The sequence below is a fragment of the Methyloversatilis thermotolerans genome (assembly GCF_000372885.1).
In the GTDB taxonomy this organism is placed as follows: Bacteria; Pseudomonadota; Gammaproteobacteria; order Burkholderiales; family Rhodocyclaceae; genus Methyloversatilis; species Methyloversatilis thermotolerans.
Map to the genome: position 1 here is coordinate 1 of NZ_KB889969.1, position 2,674 is coordinate 2,674.

Here is a 2,674-nt window from a genome sequence, read left to right on the forward strand (position 1 = left end):
GTCACAACGGCGGGACGACGCAATCGCTGCGCTACAGCGCGTTCGGGCAGAGCCAGTCGGGCACGGGTGCCAGCCCGAACCGATTGAAGTACACCGGGCGGGAGGATGACGGCACGGGGCTTTACTACTACCGCGCGCGCTATTACGACCCGGTGATCGGTCGGTTCATCAGCGAGGATCCGCTGGGATTCGCGGCGGGAGATGTCAATTTCTATGCGTACGTGGGGAATAACCCTGTCAATGCGAATGATCCGAGCGGCTTGGTCGATTGGCGCGGTGTCGGAAAATCGACCATTGACATTCTTGGCAACGGCGCGGGTCTAGTCACGGGTGGGGTGCTGACGGTCGCCGGCGCCGCTCTGATTGTTGCACCCGAGCCGATGATCTCGAAGTTGGCCGGCGGTGCGACCTTCGCCGCCGGTGCTGCAAACGTCGCCAATTCCGGTCCGGGCCTTGTCAATGCGGGGCGAAATTTTGTCCGGGCTATTCAGGACAACCCAACTGCACCCGCGAACTTGCCAACAAGTGGAACGACCATTCTGGCGGATACGTTTTTCCCGGGCAACCAGATGGCGCAGGATTTGGCGACAGTGGCTGACTTGTCACTGGCGCTTGTCAGCGGACGGGTGCCGGTGGGGACGGCGCAAATCAATACTTTCAGTGCGCTGTCGCAGCGAGTGCCGGTCAATATCAACGGCTTGCTTGATGCGAAATCTGTTGCAGTGCCTCGCGGAATGGATGGGATTTTGCTGCCATCGGTGGATTCGGCAACATCTTGGGCGTCGCGAGCACTTGATATAACTCAAGGTGGGCAACTATTGTCGCTTGGCTACGACAAAGCATTTCCAGTCAGCGGTTCCCAAACCTTCGGTGGTACTGCTGGGGGAGGATTTCTGCTTTATCCTAGCAAGGCCAATACGAACATGATGCAATCGGTTTATTCCAAATGACATTCTGGGTATCACTTCCAAAATTCTTCATTGATTACATCGCCGCTCCTGGAATGGCGTGGGCAGCAAGCCTATTGGGTGGGTTCGATTGGATTGGCCGCACATCGGAAGTGAATCGATCCTTGTTTGGCGGTGTCGTGATGTTACTCATCGTTTCCGCGATGGCCTACCAAACCGGCTACAAAGGCTTCTACCGTGCTGGCCGCAAGGGGTACTTCTACGTGGTGTTCGTTGCGCCGATTGTGGTTGGGTCAGTTGGGTTGCTGGTGGGGCTGTTGCTCGGTTCATGATGATGAGCCCCAGCGAAATTGCCTCCGTTGCCGATTTCGCGATTTCGTTCGCTGGCGGCATCTTGGCGATGTTGTTTGGCTTTCGCGTCATCGGCAAGGGTAAGCAGATAGATGTGTGGCACGCGAAATGGGGTAAGCATCTGCGCTGGATAGGGCCGATGCTGATCTTGTATGCAGCATATTCTCTGACGAACTTTGGCAGTCTGTAAGCCATATGTCCCGATTTTCCCGCCGCCGTCCCGCCAGTGCCGACTTTCTGTGGTGCCGCCGCGCTTACTATCGCCGCCCGCCGCCCGCAAAATCACTCCACCCGCTGCGTGGCCACAACGACCTGAACACCGTCATCACCCGCACCTTCGATGCCGCCGACCGCATCAAAACCGAAACCGACGCCGAGGGCAACACCACCACCTACAGCTACGACGACGCGGGCAACGTCATCGCCGTGACCGACGCCGAAGGCCACACCAGCCGCGTCGAATACGACGCGATGAACCGCAGAACAGCGGTGATCGATGCCACCGGTTACCGCACCGAGACAAGCTATTCGCTGCGCGGCGACGTGACTGCGCTCACCAATCCCAAAGGCGAGCGAGTGCGTTTCGAGGTCGATGCCCTCGGCCGCAAAACAGCCGCCATCGACGCCAAGGGCTATCGCAGCGAGCTTGCCTACGACGAGAACGGCAACCTCACCTGCATCATCGACGCCAATGCGCAAGCGGGACTGCAGCCCAAGAACAGCTTTGGCTGCTCCGAATCCCGGCAGTACGACGAACTCAACCGCGTTACCAGAGTCATCGACGCGCTGGATGGCGAAACGAGTTTTACCTATGACCTCGCAGGCAACCGTCTCAGCGTGAAGGACGCCGAGAACAAGACCTGGAGTTTCGCGTATGACGATCTCGGGCGCCTGATTTCCGAGACTGATTACATCAACAAGGTCATCAGCTACAAGCCTGACGAAGCCGGCAACGTCTATGAAAAAACCAACCGTCTGAATGAGGTCACCCGCTACACCTTTGATAACGGCAACCGCGTGATGAGGGTGGATTACCTCAAGGACGGCACGTTCGAAACCTTCGGTTTCGACGCGGCGGGTAACCGCAATGCTGCGGCCAACGGCACCGTGAGCTACACCTTCACCTGGGATCGCCTGAACCGCCTGACCGGCAAGACCGACAGTCGTGGCCGCAGCATGAGCTTCACCTATGACAAGGTGGGCAACATCCTGACCAAGACCACCTATCAGGGCAGCACAACGAGCTATGTGTACAACGCGGCCAACCGGTTGGTGATGCTCCGGAATCCGGACTACACGCAGGTGGACTACCAGTACGATGGAGCGGGGCGTCTATTGAGTCGCGTGACGGCCAACGGAGCGCGGATGACGCAGAGCTTGGACGCCAACGGTTGGCTGAGTGAGGTGAATCAGTA

At 58.2% G+C, this 2,674-nt stretch carries 3 protein-coding genes and 1 pseudogene; all 4 read left to right on the top strand.

Features of this window, described 5'->3' with window-relative positions:
• A partial coding sequence (locus A3Q7_RS20170) for an RHS repeat-associated core domain-containing protein (RefSeq protein ID WP_040571126.1) occupies positions 1–950 on the top strand: 950 nt, incomplete at its 5' end.
• Complete coding sequence (locus tag A3Q7_RS0119025) at positions 947–1,240, top strand: hypothetical protein (RefSeq protein ID WP_026225032.1); 294 nt, start codon at positions 947–949, stop codon at positions 1,238–1,240. The genes A3Q7_RS20170 and A3Q7_RS0119025, both read left to right, overlap by 4 nt.
• Complete coding sequence (locus tag A3Q7_RS0119030) at positions 1,237–1,449, top strand: hypothetical protein (protein WP_018413506.1); 213 nt, start codon at positions 1,237–1,239, stop codon at positions 1,447–1,449. Before A3Q7_RS0119025 ends, A3Q7_RS0119030 begins: the two co-directional genes overlap by 4 nt.
• 5 nt (positions 1,450–1,454) lie before the next feature.
• Positions 1,455–2,674, top strand: a pseudogene (locus tag A3Q7_RS20175) (RHS repeat-associated core domain-containing protein); the annotation flags it as partial.